The following is a 17,181-nucleotide window of genomic DNA, read 5'->3' as shown; positions in this document are numbered from 1 at the left end:
GCCTACTCCTGCGCGGCCCACCACTCCTTGAGGGCCGCGACCGCGGCATCGTGGCCCATCGGCCCGCTCTCCAGCCGCAGCTCCAGCAGGAAGGAGTACGCCTTGCCGATCACGGGCCCGGGACCGATGCCCAGGATCTGCATGATCGCGTTCCCGTCCAGGTCCGGCCGGATCGCCTCCAGCTCTTCCTGCTCCTGCAGCTGCGCGATGCGCTCCTCAAGCCGGTCATAGGTCCGCGACAGAGCATTCGCCTTGCGCTTGTTCCGCGTCGTGCAGTCCGAACGCGTCAGCTTGTGGAGCCGGTCCAGCAAGGGCCCCGCATCACGCACGTACCGGCGCACGGCGGAGTCGGTCCACTCCCCGTCGCCATAGCCGTGGAAGCGCAGATGCAGCTCCACGAGCTTCGACACGTCCTTGACCATGTCGTTGGAGTACTTGAGGTCGGTCAGCCGCTTCTTGGTCATCTTGGCGCCCACCACCTCGTGGTGGTGGAACGAGACACGGCCGTCCGTCTCGAAACGACGCGTCCTCGGCTTGCCGATGTCATGGAGGAGGGCCGCCCACCGCAGCACGAGGTCCGGGCCGTCCTCCTCCAGATCGATGGCCTGCTCGAGGACCGTCAAGGAGTGCTCGTAGACGTCCTTGTGACGGTGATGCTCGTCACTCTCCAGCCGGAGCGAGGGAAGCTCGGGCAGCACCCGGTCCGCCAGGCCCGTGTCCACGAGCAGCCCGAGGCCCTTGCGGGGGTGCCCGGACACCAGCAGCTTGTTGAGCTCCTCACGGACCCGCTCGGCCGAGACGATGTCCATACGTCCCGCCATGTCCGTCATCGCCGTGACGACCTCGGGAGCAACCTCGAAGTCCAGCTGTGCGGCGAACCGAGCGGCACGCAGCATGCGCAGCGGATCGTCGGAGAAGGACGCCTCGGGCGTCCCCGGGGTGCGCAGTACGCGCTCCGCCAGGTCCTCGAGGCCGCCGTGGGGGTCGATGAACTCCTTCTGCGGCAGCGCGACAGCCATCGCGTTGACCGTGAAGTCACGGCGTACGAGGTCTTCCTCGATGGAGTCGCCGTAGGAGACCTCCGGCTTGCGCGAGGTCCTGTCGTACGCCTCCGACCGGTAGGTCGTGACCTCGATCTGGTAGCCGTCCTTCTGTGAACCGACGGTGCCGAAAGCGATGCCGACCTCCCACACCGAGTCCGCCCACGGACGGACGATCTTGAGTACGTCGTCCGGGCGGGCGTCGGTCGTGAAGTCCAGGTCGTTCCCGAGCCTGCCGAGCAACGCATCGCGGACCGACCCTCCGACCAGGGCGAGGCGGAATCCGGCCTCCTGGAATCGGCGGGCGAGGTCGTCGGCGACCGGGGACACCCGCAGCAGTTCAGTGACTGCGCGGTGCTGCACCTGACTCAGTGCACTGGGGCTGTCTTCGTTGGCGTTCGGCACAACAGAAAAGGGTACGTGCACCGGCCGTCCCGGGCGTCATCGTTTCCTGGGCCCCTGCGAGACTCTCCCGATCATGTGGCACGGTCCCCGGCACTCAGCCGCCGGGCGCATCGTTACCATGCGTGGACGCAGAGACCGGCGAGACCGGCACCAGCTGACGACGAAGAGGGACGGGTACGCGTGGCCGAGGCGGCAGACATTCAGGGGATGCACCCTTCCCCTGCCCGCCGGTGGCTCCGGCGGGCAGCCTCCTTGATCGTCGGGGCTCCCCTGATCGCCGGGGTGCTGGCCGGTCCGGCAGCCCCGTCGGCACAGGCGGACGGGGCGAAGAAGGCACCGACCGGCTCACGCACCGTCGATGTGTCCCTGAACACCCTCAGCCCCGGTGCACCGGTCAAGGGCGACACGCTCACCGTCTCCGGCACCCTGACCAACAAGGGCAAGAAGACGATCACCGACGCCGTGGTCGATCTCCGGGTCGGACCGACGCTGTCCAGCAGGTCGGCCATCGACGAGGCAGCCAGGCGCACCGGCTACTTCCCCGGCAGTGACCCCGCCAAGCTCGGCGGGAAGTACTCGCTGCAGGTGGCGAAGCTCCCTGCCGGGATAAGCCAGGACTTCTCCCTGGACGTTCCCGTGAACAAGCTGGGTCTGGACGGCGAGGGCGTCTACCAGTTGGGGGTCTCGCTCACGGGCCGGACCTCCGACGCCCTCTACGACCAGGTGCTCGGTATCCGGCGGACCTTCCTGCCCTGGCAGCCCGAGGACACCGACAGCAAGACCAAGCTGACCTTCCTCTGGCCGCTGATCGCGTCGGCCCACGTCACCGCCGAGACGGGATCCGACGAGCAGCAGACCCCCGTCTTCGCCAATGAGGACCTGGCCCGCGAGCTCGCGGCCGGCGGCCGGCTGGAACAGCTGGTGTCGCTGGGCAGCCGGCTCCCGGTGACCTGGGTGATCGACCCGGACCTGCTGGCGTCCGTCGACGCGATGACGAGGAACTACCGCGTCAAGGTCGGTGACACCACCGTCGCGGGGACGAACCAGGCCACCGCCAAGCAGTGGCTCGCCGCTCTGGAAACAGCGGTGAAGGACGGCAAGGTCGTGGCCCTGCCGTTCGCCGACCCCGATCTCGCTTCCATCGCCCACCGCGGCAAGAACGTCTCGGGCACGCTCAGCCATCTGCAGACGGCGACCGAAGTGGCGGGGACGACGGTGGAGACCGTCCTTCACGTGAAGCCGTCCACCGACTTCGCCTGGCCGGTGGACGGTGCCATCGACCCCTCGGTCGTCGATGTCGCCACGTCGGCCGGCGCGCACAAGGTGATCGCCCGCAGCGACAGCCTCGCCGAGAACGGCAGCCTCCCCTACACCCCGACGTCGGCACGGCCGATCGGTGGTGGCACCACCGCTGTGGTTTCCGACCACCGGCTCTCCACCGCGTTCAAGGGCGAACTGGCCGAGGCGGAGGACTCGACACTCGCCGTCCAGAAGTTCCTCGCCCATACGCTGGCGCTGACCGAGCAGGCCCCCGACAACGAACGCAGCATCGTCGTCGCCCCGCAGCGGACACCCACGGTCGCCCAGGCTCAGACCATGGCACGCGCCCTGCAGGCCCTCGACGGCGAACGTTGGACGCAGCCCATCGACCTGGTGGCAGCAGCCGAGGAGAAGCCCGACGCCGGGGCCACCACAAAGGTGCCGAAGGCCTCCCAGTACCCGAAGAAGCTGCGCGGCCAGGAACTGCCCACCCAGGCGTTCCAGGACATCAGGACGACGCAGAACTCACTCGACAGCTTCCAGATCATCCTGACCCAGCCCGACCGGGTGGTGACCCCGTTCGGGAACGCGATCAACCGCTCCATGTCGACGTCGTGGCGCGGTCGGCCGCCGGAGGCCCAGCAGTACCGCGACGCGGTCCGCACCTATCTCCAGAGCCTCACCAACGAGGTGCAGCTCATCACGAAGTCCGCTGTCACCCTGTCCGGCCGCAGTGCGACGATTCCCGTCACCGTGCAGAACAAGCTGGTCCAGGGTGTCGACAACCTCGTGCTGCGTCTGACGTCGGGCAACGCCACACGCCTCAAGCTCAACAACGGCGCCGCAGTGGCCGAACAACCGGTGAAGATCGCGGGCGGGCACAGTCAGTCCGTGAAGTTCGACGCATCGGCCAACGCCAACGGACAGGCCCAGGTCACCGCTCGTCTCTTCACCGAAGACGGAACACCGTACGGCGAGGAGATGACCTTCACGGTGAAGGTCTCCGAGGTCACACCTACGGTGCTCCTGGTGATCGCCGGAGGGCTGCTGCTGCTGGTCCTGGCCGGCATCAGGATGTACACCCACCGCAAGCGGTCCGTCGCGGGCGGCACGGTGGAGAACAACGGCGGCGAGCACGACGGCGGCGAACCCGAGCAGCCGAGTGACCCGGCACCGGACACCGGTCCGGAAAGCGGGAACCGTTCGGGACCGGGTGAGAAAGTGGACCGTTGAGCGATGTCTGTCGGGGCCGGTCGGCCGGGGACAATGAGGTGGGGTTTCGATGAACGCGCCGTACGACGGTGACCGCGGCCAGGGCGCGGGCGGAGCTGGTTCGTCCAGCGGTCCGCCCGTACCGCAGGGCGCAGGCCAGGACGGGGGAGAACCAGACCCGTACCTGCAGCACGCGTACGACCACGATCCGTACCGGTCGCAGGACCTCGCCGCACAGGATCCGGTAGCGGAAGCGCTCTACGACCGCGCATCCCACCCGCCTCCGCCCCCCGGCACCTACCAGGAGCCACAGGCGCTCTACCAACAGCCTCCCGCAGCACAGTACGCCCCCGACCCCCGCATCTGGGCCCAGACGCCGCCACCGGAGCCCGCAGGCCCCTCCCGGCACCTTCCCTACGGGGACAACGCGGCGACCACCCAGTACGTCGGGGTCGACGACCTGGTCACACGGGCTGCCGACGACCGCGAGGAACCGGACGCGTTCGCACACCTCTTCCGCGACCAGGAAGGCTCGGGACGGCCTCCCGGCCCTCCGGCCGAGCCCGTGGCGGCTCCTGCACCCGTGCCTCCGAAGTCCGGTGGCCGAGGCTCCGGGATACTGAAGTCCAGTGCCCTCATGGCGGCCGGCACCCTGGTGTCGAGGCTCACCGGCTTCGTCCGCAGCCTGGTGATCACCGCCGCGCTCGGTGCGGCCATGCTCGGCGACAGCTTCACCATCGCGTACACCCTGCCGACGATGATCTACATCCTCACCGTCGGCGGTGGGCTGAACTCCGTCTTCGTACCGCAGCTCGTCCGGTCCATGAAGGACGACGAGGACGGCGGGGAGGCGTACGCCAACCGTCTGCTGACCCTCGTCATGGTCGTGCTCGGCCTGATCGTCGCTCTGGCGGTCTTCGCCGCACCGCTGCTCATCCGCATGATGTCCCTGCCCATCGCGAACGAGCCGGCAGCCAACAGCGTCGCTGTCACGTTCGCCCGGTACTGCCTGCCGACCATCTTCTTCATGGGCATCCATGTGGTCATGGGCCAGATCCTCAACGCCCGAGGAAAGTTCGGCGCGATGATGTGGACCCCGGTCCTCAACAACATCGTGATGATCTTCACGTTCGGCCTGTTCATCTGGGTCTACGGCACGTCGGCCGATTCCCTGATGGGCGTCGAGACCATCCCGGCGGAGGGCGTCCGGCTGCTCGGCATCGGCACGCTGCTCGGTCTGATCGTCCAGGCCCTGGCCATGATCCCCTACCTCCGTGAGGCAGGGTTCCGCTTCCGTCCCCGCTTCGACTGGAAGGGGCACGGGCTCGGGAAAACGATCAAGCTCGCCAAGTGGACGGTTCTGTTCGTCCTGGCCAATCAGGCGGGCGTGCTCGTCGTCACCCAGCTCGCGACCTCGGCCGGAAAGCTCGCCGACAAGAACGGCGCGGGCTTTCTGGCCTACTCCAACGCGCAGCTGATCTGGGGCATGCCGCAGGCCATCATCACCGTCTCGGTCATGGCGGCCCTGCTGCCTCGCATCTCCCGCGCCGCCCATGACAACGACCCTGGGGCCGTCCGCGACGACATCTCGCAGGGCCTGCGCAACTCGGCCGTGGCTATCGTCCCGGTCGCCTTCACGTTCCTCGCGCTCGGCCTGCCGATGTGCACCCTGCTGTACGCCTCCAGCGGCACCGAGGCCGCACGGTCCATGGGCTTCATCCTGATGGCGTTCGGTCTCGGCCTCATCCCGTACTCCGTGCAGTACGTCGTGCTCCGCGGCTTCTACGCGTACGAGGACACCCGGACCCCCTTCTACAACACGGTGATCGTCGCGGCGGTCAACGCTGCGGCCTCCGCCCTCTGCTACGTGGTCCTCCCGGCCCAGTGGGCCGTGGTCGGCATGGCCGCTTCCTACGGACTGGCCTACGCGGTCGGTGTCGGCATCGCCTGGCGCCGGCTGAGCAACCGGCTCGGGGGCGATCTCGACGGCGCTCGCGTGGTGCGCACCTACGCCCGTCTGTGCCTGGCAGCGGTCCCCGCGGCCGCCATCGGCGGTGGCGTGGGATACGCCCTCCTGACGGCGCTCGGCGACGGAGCCGGCGGGTCCGTGGTGGCATTGGTCTGTGGAAGCGTCATCCTGCTCGGCGTCTTCTTCGTCGCTGCGCGGAAGATGCGGATCGAGGAGCTCAACGGCATGGTCGGCATGGTCCGCGGACGGCTCGGACGCTGAAGGCCCGCCGGCCCGCACAACCATCGCCGGACACCGCGTGTCGTGCATAGCGCCGGAGTGTGGGCACAATTGGCGTGACTGTGCAGAGCTGGCTGGCTGGCATCGCGCAACGGATGGGGAGGCAGGAACGACGGTGGCGGAACGTAGCACGGCTGCTGTCGACGTGGCCGACGACAGCGGGGACGAGCCGCTGGCCGCCAAGGCGGACGAGGCCACGACCGACGGCACGGCCCAAGCCCAGGACACCGAAGACGCACGCCCGGAGGGTGCTGACGCCGGACGCCCGGCCGCCGTACCGGCGGCGCCGGATCTCCACAGCGGCCACAAGCTGGCCAGGCGCTACCGCCTCGAGGAGTGCGTCACCCGTCTGGACGGATTCAGCAGCTGGCGCGCCGTCGACGAGAAGCTGCGCCGCGCGGTGGGTGTCCACCTGCTTCCCGCCGATCACCCGCGCGCCCGCTCGGTGCTGGCCGCCGCCCGCTCCTCGGCACTGCTCGGAGACCCGCGCTTCGTCCAGGTCCTGGACGCGGTGGAGGAGGACGACCTCGTCTACGTGGTCCACGAGTGGCTGCCGGACGCCACCGAGCTCACCGCCCTGCTGGCCGCGGGTCCGCTGGAGGCACACGACGCCTACCAGCTCGTGAGCCAGATCTCCCAGGCCATGGCCGCTGCCCACCGGGAAGGTCTGGCACATCTGCGTCTCACCCCCGGAGCCGTACTGCGCAGCTCGACCGGGCAATACCGGATCCGCGGTCTGGCGGTGAACGCGGCGCTGCGCGGCATCACCTCCGACCACCCGCTGCGCACGGACACCGAATCCATCGGCGCCCTCCTCTATGCGGCGCTCACCCGCCGCTGGCCGTACGAGAGCGACGCCTACGGGCTCTCCGGGCTTCCCAAGGACCTGGGACTGATCCCGCCGGACCAGGTACGCGCAGGGGTCCACCGAGGTCTGTCGGAGCTCGCCATGCGTGCGCTCGCCAACGACGGCGCCACCGCGTCGCGGCAGGAACAGCCGTGCACCACACCGGACGAACTGGCCAAGGCCGTCGCCGCCATGCCGCGCATCCTGCCTCCGGAGCCGGTTTTCACCGCTCCGCCCGAGTATCAGCGCACGACCTACCAGCAGGGCACCTACGGGCGCCCGTCGGCACGTCCCGTCTCCGCGGCGCAGCCTGTGCTGGTCACGCCGCCACCGCCGCTCCAGAGCCGCACCGGCAAGGCACTCAAGTGGGCCGTGTCCGCGCTGCTCATCGCCGCGCTGGGCCTCGGCAGCTGGCAGCTGGCGGAAACCGTCCTCGACCGGAGTAACGACTCCGGCGAGCCCGGCCCCACACAGACCGCCGACGAGGTCGACAAGAAGGCGGTCGCACCCGATCAGCCCGTCAGCATCGCCGACGCCCGGGACTACGACCCTCAGGGCACGGACGGCTCGGAAAAGCCCGCATCGATAAAGAACGCCTACGACGGGGACCCCAGCTCGTACTGGAACACCGACGGCTACTACACCGCCGCTTTCGGCAACCTCAAGGACGGAGTGGGAATCGTCTTCGACCTGGGCAAGGTCCAGGAGGTGGGCAACGTCGACGTGTCCTTCCTCGGCGGCAGCACCTCGGTCGAGCTGAGAACCGCCGAGGGCTCGTCCATTCCTCAGGGGCCCGACGGCTTCACCACGGTCACGCAGGGCTCCGGGACGAAAGTGTCCCTCAAGGCCGACAAGCCGGTGCGGGCACGGTACGTTCTGGTCTGGCTGACCGAGCTGCCGCTGAGCAGTGATGACGGTAGGTACCGAGGCAAGGTTTCGGACATCAAGATCACCAGCTGAGGGACCAAGGGGAGGGGGCTCACCGTTGGACGACACGAGATTCGCCGAGACCAGCGACCAGGATCTCCTGGCTCAGCACGTCGCAGGCGAACCGGACGCCTTCGGTGAGCTCGTGCGGCGACACCGTGACCGGCTCTGGGCCGTGGCCCTCCGTACACTGGGCGACCGCGAGGAAGCGGCCGACGCGGTGCAGGACGCTCTCGTCTCCGCCTTCCGCGCCGCCCACACCTTCCGCGGCCAGTCCGCCGTCACCACCTGGCTGCACCGGATCACCGTCAACGCCTGCCTCGACCGCGCCCGCAAGGCGGCCTCACGCAAAACCGCACCGGTCGACGACGCGGAGCGCCTCGATCAGCTTCTGGAGCCGCACGAATCCGCCGAGGCTCCCGCCGAGCGGCAGGATCTGCACCGCGAACTCCTGGCGGCCATGGCCACGCTCCCCGCCGAGCAACGGGCCGCGCTGGTCCTCGTGGACATGCAGGCCTACCCCGTCGCGGAAGCTGCCCGCATCCTCGACGTACCGACCGGCACCGTGAAGAGCCGCTGCGCACGGGGCCGGGCCAGACTGCTTCCCCTGCTCACTCATCTGCGCAGCAACAGAGGGGACAGCGAGGACGGCCTCATGGCAAGGAACCGGACGCAGGGGGCATCCGTCCCACCGGTATCAGGACCAAGGGATGCAGGGGAAAGCGATCCTGCTGCTGTGAAGGGTGGAGGAGGCCGCGCATGACATCCACAGCCGACACGGCTCAGCACCCGGACGCCTCAGAGATCTCCGACCTCACCGAAGGCCTTCTCTCTCCATCCAGGACGGCCGACCTCCACCACCACATCAGCGCGTGCGCACAGTGCGGCGAACTTCACTCCTCGCTGGAAGAGATCCGCTCACTGCTCGGAACCCTGCCTGCTGACGAGCGGATGCCTCAGAGCGTCGCCGACCGGATCGACGCGGCGCTCGCGGCCGAATCACTCGCGGCACGGGTCGCCACGGGTCCTGTTTCACGTGAAACACACGACCAGCCTCTGGAAAGCCCTGCCGTGGCTCGTCCCGCAGGCCACCCTCGAGGCGCCACGGGACCCGGCCGACGTAGCGCACGGCGTCGGCGCCGGACGGTGATCCTGGGTTCCGCCTTCGGCGCGGCGCTGGTCGGCATGAGCGTGTTGCTGCTGCAGTCGGTCCAGGAGTCCCAGCATTCGACCAAGAGTGTGTACGACCACGGTGTGAGTGCCGCCGAGGACAGCACGCGGGATTTCTCGGAGGACACGCTCGAAGGCCGGGTCCATACCCTCCTGAGCAAGACGGCAGCCCCCGAACCCCCTGGCTCGGACGTGACGAAGCCGTCCATGGACACCAAGTCGTCTCCGCAGAACATGCCGCCCGAGGCCGCTTCGCCCCGCACCCCCCTGCGCACGCCCGTCGTGGATGTACCACCGTGCATCCAGGAGGGCACGGGCCGGAACGCGCCCGCCCTGGCCGTGGAGGAAGGCAGCTACCGAGGCACCGCCGCTTTCCTTGTCGTGCTGCCCCACCCGACCGACTCGAGCCGCGTCCAGGCGTATGTCGTCGACGCCGCGTGCGCGGAGACCACCCCTGCGGCAAAGGGACAGCTGCTGCTCACCCACTCCTACACCCGTCCCTGAAGACCCTGCCGGGAGCCGGTGCGGTTCTTCGGGAATGCATGCCCCGTAGGATCCGTTGGGTGGGGTGAGAGTCGTGGAACAGACCCCCGTAGGCAGTAGGCAGTCTTCAGAGACGAGGAAGAACCCGTGAGCGAAGTCCGTAATGTGATCATCATCGGCTCCGGGCCGGCCGGTTACACCGCCGCCCTGTACACCGCTCGCGCGTCACTGAAGCCGCTGGTGTTCGAGGGCGCCGTCACCGCCGGCGGTGCACTGATGAACACTACCGACGTGGAGAACTTCCCGGGCTTCCAGAACGGAATCATGGGCCCCGAGCTCATGGACAACATGCGCGCCCAGGCAGAGCGCTTCGGCGCAGAGCTCGTCCCCGACGACGTGATCTCCGTGGACCTCACCGGTGACATCAAGACCGTCACGGACACCGCGGGCACCGTGCACCGCGCCAAGGCCGTCATCGTCACCACGGGGTCGCAGCACCGCAAGCTGGGCCTGCCCAACGAGGACGCGCTCTCCGGACGCGGTGTCTCCTGGTGTGCCACCTGCGACGGCTTCTTCTTCAAGGACCAGGACATCGCCGTCATCGGCGGCGGGGACACGGCCATGGAAGAGGCCACCTTCCTTTCCCGGTTCGCCAAGTCCGTCACGATCGTCCACCGCCGTGACACCCTGCGCGCCTCCAAGGCGATGCAGGATCGCGCCTTCGCCGACCCGAAGATCAAGTTCGCCTGGGACAGCGAGGTCGCAGCGATCCACGGCGATCAGAAGCTCGCGAGCCTGACCCTGCGGAACACCAAGAACGGTGAGACGTCCGAGCTCGCGGTGACCGGCCTCTTCATCGCCGTAGGCCACGACCCCCGCACCGAACTGTTCAAGGGCCAGCTCAACCTCGACGACGAGGGCTACCTCAAGGTCGAGGCTCCCTCGACGCGCACCAACCTGAAGGGTGTCTTCGGCGCCGGCGACGTCGTCGACCACACCTATCGACAGGCCATCACCGCTTCCGGTACCGGCTGTTCCGCAGCCCTCGACGCCGAGCGCTTCCTCGCTGCCCTCGCGGACGAGACGCTCGCCGAGCCGGAGAAGACCCCCGCGGTCTGACGCTTTCCCTCACCCCACACCCCCGCGAAATTAAGGAGGTCGCCGTGGCCGGCGCCCTGAAGAACGTGACCGACGACTCCTTCGACGAGGATGTCCTGAAGAACGAGAAGCCCGTACTCGTGGACTTCTGGGCTGCCTGGTGCGGCCCGTGCCGCCAGATCGCCCCCTCCCTGGAGGCCATCGCCGCTGAGCACGGCGACCAGATCGAGATCGTGAAGCTCAACATCGACGAGAACCCGGCCACTGCGGCGAAGTACGGCGTGATGTCCATCCCCACACTCAACGTGTACCAGGGCGGCGAGGTCGCCAAGACCATCGTCGGCGCCAAGCCGAAGGCCGCTATTCTCCGCGACCTCGAACCCTTCATCAGCGAGTAGCAGAGCGGCTCACGCCGTTTCACGTGAAACGGGCTCGCCCTTCGGGGCGGGCCCGTTCCGCGTCCGCACACCCCGGACCGCATGCGGGCGGGCTCACAGAGGCCGCAGTGCCGGCTCCTTCTGCACGACGCCCAGCAGCCTGTCCAACGCCAGCTCGACGTCTTCCTTCCAGGAGAGCGTGGTACGCAGCTCCAGCCTGAGCCGGGGGTACGTGGGGTGGGGACGCACTGTCTTGAAGCCGACCGCGAGAAGGTGATCCGCGGGGAGGACACACGCCGGCTCCTTCCATCGAGCGTCACCGAAGGCCTCGATCGCCTTGAAGCCCCGCCGCAACAAGTCCTTGGCAACCGTCTGCACGATCACTCGGCCCAGCCCCTGCCCCCGGAACTGCGGCAGGATCAGCGCGGTCATCAGCTGCACGGCATCGGGGGAGACAGGGCTGGTGGGAAACGCCATGGCCCGAGGAACATACGCGGGCGGCGCATAGAGAACGAAGCCGGCCACGACGTCATCCACATAGACGACCCGCCCGCAGGAACCCCATTCCAGCAGCACCCCGGATATCCAGGCTTCCTTCTCCAGCCCAGGTCTGCCTGCCTTTACCGCAGCTTCTCCGCTGACCGGATCAAGTTCCCAGAAGACGCACGACCGGCAACGCCTGGGGAGATCCGAAAGGTTGTCCAGTGTGAGCGGTACAAGCCGTCGCCCCATGAAGGCGATTCCTCGCTTCCTGCGCCCGCCGCATCACGTGCGGCTGCCAGCGCACTCCGTTCGCGGAACAGGCTGCCGACGAACCCCCCGACAGCACCAAGCCCCAAACCGACTGTCACCAGGTGGCTGCGATTCAGTGATCGCACGGCCCCCGCCTCCTCTGAGGTGGATCACGGTGGTGGATACGCCATACCAGAACGCATCGTATCCACCCAGACCTGATGCGGACACCGAGAGAGAGCAAAGGGCGGGCCGTGTCCCGGGATCTTCACCGGTTCACAGCCCGCCCCGCACCCTCGTGCACGTTCAGCCTTCGTCGTCCTCGGTCTGCTCCTCCGCGACGCTCCGCTCCAGCACGCGTCCCTCACCCGGGGCGAGGCTGCCGAGGATCCGGTCCAGATCCTCCATCGAGGCGAACTCGACGACGATCTTCCCCTTCTTCTGCCCGAGGTCCACCTTCACCCGCGTCTCGAAACGATCAGAGAGCCGGGAGGCCAGATCGGTCAGTGCCGGCGAGACCCGCCCACCCGCGCGGGGTCCTCTCGGCTTCGCGGAACTCGTGGGCTCGGAGCCCAGAAGGCTCACGATCTCCTCGACCGCGCGCACGGACAGCCCTTCGGCCACGATGCGGAGGGCCAGCCGGTCCTGCTCGTCGGAGTCCTCCACCGACAACAGGGCTCGCGCATGACCGGCCGAGAGAACCCCCGCGGCGACCCTGAGCTGCACCGGCGGGGAGAGCCGCAACAGGCGCAGCGTGTTCGACACCTGAGGACGGGACCGCCCGATCCGGTCCGCCAACTGGTCATGCGTGCACTTGAAGTCCTTCAGCAGCTGGTCGTACGCTGCTGCCTCCTCCAGGGGATTCAGCTGGGCACGGTGGAGGTTCTCCAGGAGCGCGTCCAGGAGCAGCTTGTCGTCATCGGTGGCCCGGACGATCGCCGGGATGCGGTCCAGCCCAGCCTCACCGCAGGCCCTCCAGCGACGCTCACCCATGATGAGCTCATAGCGGTCGTCAGCAACCTTGCGCACCACGACAGGCTGGAGAAGACCGACCTCGTTGATCGAGGTGACCAGCTCGGCAAGAGCGTCCTCGTCGAACACCTCACGAGGCTGCCGGGGGTTCGGCGTGATCGAATCGAGGGGAAGCTCCGCAAAGTACGCACCAACAGGATCGGCCGTCTCCGCGACGGACTCCGACCCGGTGACCGGGGAGCTCGGCTCCGGGACCATCGGGCCGGACGGAAGCGCTGCGACCTTCGCGGCGGCCACGCCACGCTCGGCGGTCAGCACGGGGGACCCACCGGTGCCCACCCCGGAAGCCGATACCTGCTTCTCCTGCGGAGCTGCGGGAATCAGTGCACCGAGCCCACGCCCCAGTCCTCTTCGACGCTCGCTCACTGCATGCCCTCCGCATTGTTCTGCCGGTTGTTCTGAACGCCCGTGTGGGCCTGTTGCGCCTCGTAATGCATACCTACGCCTCGCAGGGCGATCTCCCGGGCGGCTTCGAGGTAGGACAGTGATCCGCTGGAACCCGGATCGTAGGTCAGCACGGTCTGCCCGTAGCTCGGCGCCTCGGAAATGCGCACCGACCGCGGAATGCTCGTGCGCAGGACCTCCTTGGAGAAGTGGCTGCGCACTTCCTCCGCCACCTGCGAGGCGAGCCGGGTCCTGCCGTCGTACATGGTGAGAAGGATCGTCGACACATGAAGGCCCGGGTTGAGGTGGCCCCGGACGAGATCGACGTTGCGCAGCAGCTGACCGAGACCCTCCAGCGCGTAGTACTCGCACTGAATCGGAATGAGCACCTCGGCGCCGGCCACCATCGCGTTGACCGTCAGCAGACCGAGCGACGGCGGGCAGTCGATGAGGATGTAGTCCAGCGGCTGCTCATACGCCTGGATCGCCCGCTGCAGCCGGCTCTCCCGTGCCACCAGCGACACCAGCTCGATCTCCGCTCCGGCGAGATCGATGGTGGCCGGGGCACAGAAGAGACCTTCGACGTCCGGAACGGGCTGAACCACGTCGGAGAGCGGCATGCTCTCCACCAGGACGTCATAGATGGAGGGAACTTCCGCGTGATGGTCGATTCCCAGAGCCGTGGAGGCATTGCCCTGCGGATCCAGGTCCACCACCAGGACGCGTGCGCCATGCAGGGCGAGCGAAGCGGCAAGGTTGACCGTCGAGGTCGTCTTCCCCACTCCGCCCTTCTGGTTGGCCACCACGATGACGCGTGTCCGGTCAGGTCGAGGCAGCCCCTCGCCGGCGCGGCCAAGGGCCTCGACCGCCAGCTGGGCCGCACGACCGATGGGTGTGTCGTCCATCGGAGGCGGTGTTTCACGTGAAACACCGTCCCCCGCAGACTCGGTACGGGGACCGGGGACCGGGTCGGTCATCGGTCCCGCGATCTCGGCGTCGGACCGCAAGGATTCACTCTCCTCGACTTCAGGCTCGCAATGAACAGAGCCTGCCATGCTTTTGGGGTCGCGAACCAGCGAGGCCGACTGTTCTGTGGATGAATCCACTTCTGTGGACAACGCGGCAACCCTTACGGGCTTGCGGTCGCGCGGCGCGGCAGCCGCACGACCGCGGTCGATGATTCCCTGCAGCAGAGAGCGACGTTTCACGTGAAACACGATGCCTGTGCAGCACAGCGGCAGGGTCTCGACACTCCGCAGACGAAACATATCGCCGCTTTTCTGGAGCATCCCAAAGGAAAGGCCTACCCGCGGAGAAACTGACCGAAAGAGAATCCGCCCTCAAGGCCTCAGCGACGCCGCCGCGTCCGGCTGACCCTCGCGGCCTTGGCCCGCTTTGCGGCGAACCTCACACCTCCCGGGCTTTCACCGACCACGACGCGCACCACGGTTGCCGCCGGGTCGACGAGGCCCTCACCGACATGCAGGACCTCGGTCTCCACCACACCCAGCTTGCTCAGCGCGGCACGCGCCCCCTGAATCTCCTCCTCGGCGGTGCCGCCCTTGAGCGCCAGCATCTCTCCGTACGGACGCAACAGGGGCACCCCCCAGCCCGCGAGCCGGTCGAGCGGAGCCACGGCGCGAGCCGTCACGACATGGACGGGCTGGAGCGTCCCGAGTACCTCCTCGGCCCGGCCGCGGACGACCGTCACGTGATCCAGGCCCAGCAGCTCGACGACTTCCTGAAGGAAGTTCGTCCGGCGCAGCAGCGGCTCGAGCAGGGTGATCTTGAGATCAGGGCGCACCAGCGCCAGAGGGATACCGGGAAGCCCCGCCCCCGACCCCACATCGCACACCGTGACGCCCTCGGGCACCACTTCGGAGAGCACGGCGCAGTTCAACAGGTGGCGCTCCCAGAGACGCGGCACCTCGCGGGGACCGATCAGGCCTCGCTTGACCCCCGCGTCCGCGAGCAGCTCCGCGTACCGGACAGCTTCTGGGAAGAACTCACCGAATACTGCCTGCGCCTCTTCGGGCGCTTGAGGGAGCTCTGCTGCCTCCGTCACGGGGACCGTCCTTCCATACCGCACTGGCGCACTGTGGGTGGCTGACTATCAGGCTGACAAAGATCGGCCCCGTCTGCGAACAGACGGGGCCGACAGTACAAGGGTTCGGTCAGGCCGGGAGAACGACGACGAACCGCTGGGGCTCCTCGCCCTCGGACTCGCTGCGCAGACCCGCTGCCGCGACCGCGTCGTGCACGACCTTGCGCTCGAACGGCGTCATCGGCTCCAGCTTCACCGGTTCGCCCGAGCTCTTGACCTCGTCCGCGGCCTTGGCACCCAGCGCGGCGAGGACCTCGCGCTTCTTGGCGCGGAAGCCGCCGATGTCCAGCATCAGGCGGCTGCGGTCACCGGTCTCCCGGTGGACCGCAAGGCGGGTCAGCTCCTGGAGGGCCTCCAGCACCTCACCGTCGCGACCCACAAGCTTCTGCAGTTCACGCGCCGATTCGCTGATGATCGAAACCGCTGCCCGGTCCGCCTCCACATCCATATCGATGTCGCCGTCGAGGTCGGCGATGTCGAGCAGACCTTCGAGGTAGTCGGCCGCGATCTCCCCCTCCTGCTCGAGGCGGGTCAGGGTGTCGCTGCCCTCAGCGGCCGTGGTGGTGGTGCCTTCCGTCACGGATGGACTCCTTCTTACTTCTTGGACGGGTGCTTGGGCCGCTGCGGGCCCTTGCGCTGTCCGGACTTGGCTTGGCGTGAGGAGCCGGACGCGGTACTGCCCGCCGGCTTCGACTTGTCGTCCTGCGATACGGAGTGCTTCTCCAGCGAGGTCTTGGCTCCGGACCCGGCCGGACCGGAATCCTTGTCCGCCGCCGGATGCGTGGCAGCCGTGTGACGCTTCGCCTTCGTCTGGCGCTTGGGCTGCTGCCTCTTCGGTGCGGCCCCGCCCTCGGCTTCGGTAACGGCAGCCTCGCTCTTCGCGACCGTCCCGTCCTCCTGGGCGGCCAGACCGAGCTTGGACAGCCCATTGATGAACTTGCGCTCGATGTCGTTGCGGTCGGGGCCCTTGGCGACGATCCGCTTGACCGTGTTCCGCCGCGTCCTGCCGCGCACCTGGCCGTGGGAAGTGACGCTCTTCAGCACACGTCCCAGGTACTGGTCCTGCGCCTTACTGCCCGGTGTCGGGTTCTGGTTGATCACGTACATCTGCTGACCCATGGTCCAGACGTTGGTGGTCAGCCAGTACACAAGGACACCGACGGGGAAGTTGATACCCATGACGGCGAAGATCAGCGGGAAGATGTACATCAGCATCTTCTGCTGCTGCATGTACGGGGTCTTCACGGTCAGGTCGACGTTCTTCGTCATCAGCTGGCGCTGGGTGAAGAACTGCGACGCGGACATCAGCACGATCATGATCGCGGTGACGACACGGACATCGGTCAGCGAGGCGCCGAGCGCCGCGACCTTCTCTTCGCTGTCCATGAACTTCGCGGCCAGCGGCGCCCCGAAGATGTGTGCCTGACGTGCGCTGTCCAGCAGCGGCTGGTCGATGACGCCGATCGTCTTGCCCGAGGCGATGGACGACAGCACGTGGTACAGGGCGAAGAAGAACGGGGACTGCGCCAGGATGGGAAGGCACGAGGAGAGCGGGTTGGTACCCGTCTCCTTGTACAGCTTCATCATCTCTTCGGACTGACGCTGCTTGTCGTTCTTGTAGCGCTCCTGGATCGCCTTCATCTTCGGCTGGAGCACCTGCATGTTCCGGGTCGACTTGATCTGCTTGACGAACAGCGGGATCAGACAGATCCGGATCAGGACCACCAGGGACACGATGGACAGGCCCCAGGCCCAGCCCGTGTCATCGCCGAAGAGCGCTCCGTACAGCTTGTGGAACTGGACGATGACCCACGAGACAGGTGTGGTGATAAAGCTGAACAGACTGGCAATCGTGTCCACTA

Annotated in this window: 14 protein-coding genes; 7 read left to right on the top strand and 7 right to left on the bottom strand. The window is 67.7% G+C overall.

Annotated features, from left to right (window positions below; translation table 11 throughout):
- Nucleotides 1–2 precede the first annotated feature (2 nt).
- A complete protein-coding gene (locus AB0F38_RS29625; RefSeq protein WP_361899881.1) occupies nt 3–1,445 on the bottom strand; it encodes a CCA tRNA nucleotidyltransferase in 1,443 nt (480 codons plus the stop codon).
- A 180-nt stretch (nt 1,446–1,625) separates the two neighbouring features.
- Here AB0F38_RS29625 and AB0F38_RS29620 point away from each other — a divergent pair, with 180 nt between their 5' ends.
- From AB0F38_RS29620 to trxA, 7 genes are all read left to right on the top strand, one after another.
- Complete coding sequence (locus AB0F38_RS29620; RefSeq protein ID WP_361899878.1) at nt 1,626–3,938, top strand: DUF6049 family protein; 2,313 nt, start codon at nt 1,626–1,628, stop codon at nt 3,936–3,938.
- Between the two features lie 49 nt (nt 3,939–3,987).
- The gene (gene murJ, locus AB0F38_RS29615; RefSeq protein ID WP_361899875.1) at nt 3,988–6,147 is read left to right on the top strand and encodes a murein biosynthesis integral membrane protein MurJ; all 2,160 of its coding nucleotides are present in this window, start codon (nt 3,988–3,990) and stop codon (nt 6,145–6,147) included.
- A 133-nt stretch (nt 6,148–6,280) separates the two neighbouring features.
- The gene (locus AB0F38_RS29610; protein ID WP_361899872.1) at nt 6,281–7,972 is read left to right on the top strand and encodes a protein kinase family protein; all 1,692 of its coding nucleotides are present in this window, start codon (nt 6,281–6,283) and stop codon (nt 7,970–7,972) included.
- Between the two features lie 25 nt (nt 7,973–7,997).
- Entirely contained in the window at nt 7,998–8,702 is a 705-nt protein-coding gene (gene sigM, locus AB0F38_RS29605) for an RNA polymerase sigma factor SigM (RefSeq protein WP_361899869.1), read from the top strand.
- Nucleotides 8,699–9,613: a hypothetical protein gene (locus tag AB0F38_RS29600; RefSeq protein ID WP_361899866.1), complete on the top strand. Its 915-nt coding sequence runs from the start codon at nt 8,699–8,701 to the stop codon at nt 9,611–9,613. Before sigM ends, AB0F38_RS29600 begins: the two co-directional genes overlap by 4 nt.
- Before the next feature lie 126 nt (nt 9,614–9,739).
- A complete protein-coding gene (gene trxB / locus AB0F38_RS29595) occupies nt 9,740–10,711 on the top strand; it encodes a thioredoxin-disulfide reductase (protein ID WP_361899863.1) in 972 nt (323 codons plus the stop codon).
- Nucleotides 10,712–10,755: 44 nt separating this feature from the next.
- The gene (trxA, locus tag AB0F38_RS29590) at nt 10,756–11,088 is read left to right on the top strand and encodes a thioredoxin (RefSeq protein ID WP_361899860.1); all 333 of its coding nucleotides are present in this window, start codon (nt 10,756–10,758) and stop codon (nt 11,086–11,088) included.
- Between the two features lie 93 nt (nt 11,089–11,181).
- Here trxA and AB0F38_RS29585 read toward each other — a convergent pair whose 3' ends face one another.
- The 6 genes from AB0F38_RS29585 to yidC all read right to left on the bottom strand — a co-directional run bounded on the left by AB0F38_RS29585 (nt 11,182) and on the right by yidC (nt 17,179).
- Nucleotides 11,182–11,799, bottom strand: coding sequence for a GNAT family N-acetyltransferase (locus tag AB0F38_RS29585; RefSeq protein WP_361899857.1), 618 nt, complete (start codon nt 11,797–11,799; stop codon nt 11,182–11,184).
- Between the two features lie 306 nt (nt 11,800–12,105).
- On the bottom strand, nt 12,106–13,197 hold the full coding sequence (locus AB0F38_RS29580) for a ParB/RepB/Spo0J family partition protein (RefSeq protein WP_361899854.1): 1,092 nt from the start codon (nt 13,195–13,197) through the stop codon (nt 12,106–12,108).
- Nucleotides 13,194–14,270: a ParA family protein gene (locus AB0F38_RS29575; protein ID WP_361899920.1), complete on the bottom strand. Its 1,077-nt coding sequence runs from the start codon at nt 14,268–14,270 to the stop codon at nt 13,194–13,196. The genes AB0F38_RS29580 and AB0F38_RS29575 overlap by 4 nt, the downstream gene beginning before the upstream one ends.
- A 293-nt stretch (nt 14,271–14,563) precedes the next feature.
- Complete coding sequence (rsmG, locus tag AB0F38_RS29570) at nt 14,564–15,280, bottom strand: 16S rRNA (guanine(527)-N(7))-methyltransferase RsmG (protein ID WP_361899852.1); 717 nt, start codon at nt 15,278–15,280, stop codon at nt 14,564–14,566.
- 109 nt (nt 15,281–15,389) lie between these two features.
- Nucleotides 15,390–15,899, bottom strand: a complete 510-nt coding sequence (locus AB0F38_RS29565) for a R3H domain-containing nucleic acid-binding protein (RefSeq protein ID WP_361899849.1) — start codon at nt 15,897–15,899, stop codon at nt 15,390–15,392.
- 14 nt (nt 15,900–15,913) lie between these two features.
- Complete coding sequence (yidC, locus tag AB0F38_RS29560) at nt 15,914–17,179, bottom strand: membrane protein insertase YidC (RefSeq protein ID WP_361899846.1); 1,266 nt, start codon at nt 17,177–17,179, stop codon at nt 15,914–15,916.
- Nucleotides 17,180–17,181 lie beyond the last annotated feature (2 nt).

It is taken from the genome of Streptomyces sp. NPDC025273, assembly GCF_040638585.1.
In the GTDB taxonomy this organism is placed as follows: Bacteria; Actinomycetota; Actinomycetes; order Streptomycetales; family Streptomycetaceae; genus Streptomyces; species Streptomyces cinereorectus.
Note: the sequence above shows the minus strand (reverse complement) of the source record. Positions and strands in the feature narration are given on the sequence as shown.